Annotated in this window: 2 protein-coding genes; both read left to right on the forward strand. The window is 73.3% G+C overall.

The window, feature by feature from the left end; genetic code table 11:
• Positions 1 to 4,264, forward strand: a 4,264-nt coding sequence (locus ABZ863_RS35310) for a type I polyketide synthase (protein ID WP_358544095.1), incomplete at its 5' end; no start/stop codon positions are given.
• A gap of 7 nt (positions 4,265 to 4,271) precedes the next feature.
• A partial coding sequence (locus ABZ863_RS35315; protein ID WP_358544097.1) for a polyketide synthase occupies positions 4,272 to 5,107 on the forward strand: 836 nt, incomplete at its 3' end.

A 5,107-nucleotide genomic window follows, 5' to 3' on the forward strand; every position in this document is an offset into this window, starting at 1 on the left:
GGCCATGCGCCACGGGGTGCTGCCCCGGACGTTGCACATCGACCGGCCCTCCACCCACGTGGATTGGTCGGCCGGGGCCGTGGAGTTGCTGACCGAGGCCAGACCATGGGCGTGCGAGCCGGACCGCCCCCGGCGCGCCGGGGTCTCTTCCTTCGGGATCAGCGGCACCAACGCACACCTCATCCTCGAGCAGACACCCGACGAGGCGGCCCCGGACTCCGGTGCCGATATCCGGGGCGCGGTGCCGTGGGTGCTGTCGGCACGGTCGGCGGAGGCGGTGCGCGAGCAGGCGCTGCGGCTGCGGAACCACCTGACCGCCGAACACCCCGCCACCGCGGACTTCCCGGTCGCGGGAGTGGGGTACTCGCTGGTGGCGACCCGATCGCTGTTCGAGCACCGCCAGGTGGTCGTCGGCGCGGACCGGGACGAGTTGCTCGCCGGACTCACCGCCGTTGCCGAGGGGAACGCGGACCGTCCCGGCGTGGTCTCCGGCGTCGCCGGGCCGATGGGCAAGACGGTCTTCGTCTTCCCGGGCCAGGGGAGCCAGTGGGTGGGGATGGGACGGGACCTGTTCGAGTCGTCCCCGGTCTTCGCCGACCGGCTGCGCGCGTGCGCGGAGGCGCTGGCGCCCTGGGTGTCCTGGTCTTTGATCGACACCGTGTGCGGGGGACCGGGGGCGGCCGGCTTGGACCGGATCGACGTAGTCCAGCCCGCGTTGTTCGCGGTGATGGTGTCGCTGGCGTCGGTGTGGCGTTCGCTCGGGGTGACCCCGGACGCGGTGATCGGTCACTCCCAGGGGGAGATCGCGGCGGCCTGCGTCGCGGGCGTCCTGACGCTGCCGGACGCGGCGAGGATCGTGGCCCTGCGGTCCCGTCTGCTGGCCTCCCTGCCCCAGAACGGCGCGATGGCCGGGATCGTGCTGCCCGAACCCCGGACGCGGGAGCTGCTGGCACGGACCGGGTCCCGGGTCGAGATCGCCGCCGTCAACGGGCCGTACTCGACGACGGTCTCGGGCGAGGCGGCCGCGGTCCGGGAACTGGTCGCGATGTGCGCCGCCGAAGGCGTGCTGGCGCGGTGGATCCCGGCGAGCGGTCAGGGGCATTCGGCGGTGATGGACCAGTTCGAGGACCGGCTCCTCGACGAACTGGACCGGATCACGCCCGAGCCCTCGCCGGTGGCGTTCTACTCGACGGTGACCGGCGGGCGGATCGACCCCGCCGCACTGGACGCGGCCTACTGGTTCCGCAACCTGCGGGAACCGGTCCGGTTCGAGGCCACCACGAAGCAGCTCCTCGAAGACGGGCACCGTGCGTTCATCGAAGTCAGCCCGCACCCGCTGCTGATGGTGAACATCCGGGAGATGCTCGACGCCACCCAGGGCGCCGACGGGGTGGCGGTGGGGTCGTTGCGCCGCGGCGACGGCACGCAGGCGCGGCTGTACCGGTGGGCGGCACAGGCCTTCGTGGCGGGCGTCGCGGTGTCGTGGGAGGGAGCGTTCCCCGGCGGGGACGGCCGGTGGGTCGAGTTGCCGACGTATGCCTTCCAGCGGCAGCGGTTCTGGCTCGGCACCCCGGACGACGGCACGGCCGGGAGCTCCTCGGACCACCCGCTGCTCGATGCCGTGATCGACCTGTTCGGCGACGGCGCGGGCAGCGAAGTGGTGGGCCGTGGGCGCCTGTCGCCGCGGCGCCACCCGTGGCTCGCCGACGACGTGGTCCACGGCGCGGTCGTGGTGCCCGCGACGGTGCTGGTGGAGCTGGCGATGTGGGCGGCGCGCAAGGTGGGGTGCGCCGTCGTCGACGAACTCACCCTCGAGACACCGCTCGTGCTGTCCGGCACGGCCGATCGCGAGCTCCGCGTCGTCGTCGACGGCCAGCGGGTGATCACCATCCACTCCCGGGGTGAGGGCGGAACCAGGTGGATACGCAACGCCGTCGGCGTCGCCGGGTCCGGCACCGGAGAAACCCGGCCGGAGGAAGACCTCGTGGCGTGGCCGCCCGCGGGCGCGGTCCGGGTGCCCTTCGAACACGAGGTATGGAGCCGCGACGACACCCTGTTCGCGCAGGTGGAGCTCCCCGTGCCGGACGATCGGTACCAGCTGCACCCGGCCTTGCTGCAGGCCGCGGTGCGCTCGATCGGCCTCGGGCAGTTCGCCGACGACACCAGGCCAGGAGGCTGGCTGCCGTTCCGGTGTACGGAGATCCGCCTGAACCGGCCCGTGGGCGGGGGTGCCGTGCTGCGCGTCCGTCTCGCCCCCGCCGGGAAGAACGTGCTGTCCGTGGCCATCGCGGATCAGCACGGCGCACCGGTCGGCGGCATCGGATCGATGAGCCTGCGGCCCGCGGACGCCGGACAGCTGACCGAACTGAGCGTCGACCACCTGGAGTCGCTGTTCCGGGTCGACTGGGCCGACCTCGCGGTCCCCTCCGGACCGGTGGCAGGCCGGTACGCCGTGGTGGGAGCGCCTGGCGCGCTCACCACGGCACTGGCCGGGGGCACCGCCGTCTGCGCCGACCTCGCCGAGCTCGCCGCCTCCTGGCCGGAGATACCCCCGGTCGTCCTGGTGTGCGTCGAGCGCGCCGACGCCGGTGACCCGGCCGCCGCCGTCGAGCGCGGCGTCCACCAGGTGCTGCGGTGGACCCAGGACTGGCTTGCCGACGAACGGTTCTCCGGCTCTCGCCTCGTTTTCGTGACGCGGGAGGCGGTCCACGACGTCCCGCGTGCCGACCCCGCGGCCGCCGCCATCTGGGGATTCGTGCGCACCGCGCAGACCGAGCACCCGGGCCGGTTTACCCTGGTGGACACCGACGATCAACCCGGCTCGTGGGCTCGCATCCCGGAGGCTGCGGCCACAGGACAACTTCAGCTCAAGCTCCGGGCAGGCGGCGTCACCATCCCGCGACTGGCACCCGCGGCCGTCGGCGGCGCACGGAACGCGCCTGCCCTCGGGTCCGGCACGGTGCTGATCACGGGCGGCACCGGCGGCCTGGGCGCGTTGCTGGCCAGGCACCTGGTGACGCGCCACGGGATACGCCGGCTCGTGCTGACCAGCAGGCGCGGACCGGCGGCCGCCGCGGCGGCGGGGCTGCGGGAGGAGCTGACGGCGGCGGGCGTGCGGGTCGAGGTCGTGGCGTGCGATGTCACGGACCGGGCGGCCGTCGCCGGACTGATCGCCGGGATGCCGGGGGAGTACCCGCTGACAGCGGTGATCCACTGCGCCGGGGTGCTGGACGACGGGGTCGTCGAGGCGCTGACCGAGGACCGGGTGGCCGCGGTGCTGGCGCCGAAGGTGCGCGGCGCCTGGCACCTGCACGAGCTGACCAGGCACCTCGACCTGTCTGCGTTCGTGTCGTTCTCCTCGGTCGCGGGCGTGCTCGGGACGTCGGGGCAGGCCAACTACGCGGCTGCCAACGCGTTCCTCGACTGGCTGGCCGGAGCCCGCCGGGCGGCGGGGCTGCCCGCCACGTCGTTGTGCTGGGGGCTGTGGGCGGAGAAGACCGAGCAGATCGCCGACCTCGGCGCGGTGGACGTCGTACGCCTGCGACGGCAGGGGGTGCTGGGACTGTCGTCGCCGGAGGGGCTCGCGCTCTTCGACGCGGCGATCGCGCTGGATGAGCCAGTGCTGGTGCCCGCGCGTCTCGAGCTCCCGGCGGCCGGCGCGCTGGATGACGGCTATTCCCCGCTCCTCCGCGGCCTGATCGGGAGGTCCAGCGGCCGGGCGCTCCCCGACGCCGGACTCGCGCAGCGGGCCAGGTCGCTGCCGCCGGCCCACGCGGAGGCGGTGCTGCTCGACGCGGTCAAGGCGCGGACCGCGCTCGTCCTCGGCCACTCCGGCACCGGGAGGATCGGGTTCGCGGTGGCGTTCCGGGAGATGGGGATGGACTCGCTCACAGCCCTGGAGCTGCGGAACAAGCTGGCCGGGGACACCGGCCTGAAGCTGCCGGCCACGCTCGCGTTCGACTACCCGAACCCGGCCATCCTCGCGCGGTTCCTGAACGCGAGCCTCAGCAAGCTACCGGGCGGCGAACCAGCCTCTCCTGTTCACCGCTTGACCGAGGAAATCGAGTCGCTGAGCGCCCGGCTCGAGGGCGCGTTCCTCGATCTCGCCGAGGCGGACCGGGCCACGCTCATTTCCCGGCTCGGCGAGCTGGCGGCCAGGGCCCGTTCCCTGGCGAGCGACGGATCACCGGCCGAGCTGGCCGACCGGATCGGTTCGGCATCGGCTCGAGAGCTCCTCTCGCTACTGGACAACGAGCTCGGCTAGGGGAGCGATGACGAACGACACCGACGCCGACGTGCTCGGCTACCTCAAGCGGACGTCGATCGAACTGGTCGAGACCCGCAGGCTCCTGCGGGAGGCGACGCAGGCCGCCGCCGAGCCCATCGCGGTCGTGGGCGCGGCCTGCCGCTACCCGGGCGGGGTGGCATCACCGGAGGCGTTGTGGGAGCTGGTGCGGGCGGGCGGGGACGCGGTGTCGCACTTCCCGGACGATCGCTACTGGGACCTGGAGGGGCTGTACGACCCGGATCCGGACCGGCTGGGCACCTGCACCACGCGCTCCGGTGCGTTCCTGCCCGGCGCGGCCGACTTCGACGCCGATTTCTTCGAGATCAGCCCGCGTGAGGCGCTGGCCGCCGATCCGCAGCACCGGCTGCTGCTGGAGACCTCGTGGGAGTCACTGGAACGAGCCGGTATCGACCCGCGGTCGCTGCACGGCAGCGATACGGGTGTCTTAGCCGGTGTCGTGTATTTCGGCTACGGGAACCACTTCGTCACCCCGGCGGCCATCTCGGGCTACGGGCAGACAGGTTCCCTGCTGAGCGTGGCGTCCGGCCGGGTGGCGTACGCGCTGGGGCTGGGGGGACCGGCGGTGTCGATCGACACCGCGTGCTCGTCGTCGCTGGTCGCGGTGCACCAGGCGGTCCAGTCACTGCGGCAGGGCGAGTGCGCGCTGGCGCTCGCCGGCGGCGTCACGGTCATGGCGACGACACAGGTCTTTCGGGAGATGTCGCGGCAGCGGGGGCTGTCGGCGGACGGCCGGTGCAAGGCGTTCGCGGACGCGGCGGACGGCACGGGCTTCGGTGAGGGTGCCGGGGTCTTGGTGCT

Origin of the sequence: Saccharomonospora sp. NPDC046836 (assembly GCF_040645195.1) — a bacterium.
In the GTDB taxonomy this organism is placed as follows: domain Bacteria; phylum Actinomycetota; class Actinomycetes; order Mycobacteriales; family Pseudonocardiaceae; genus Prauserella_A.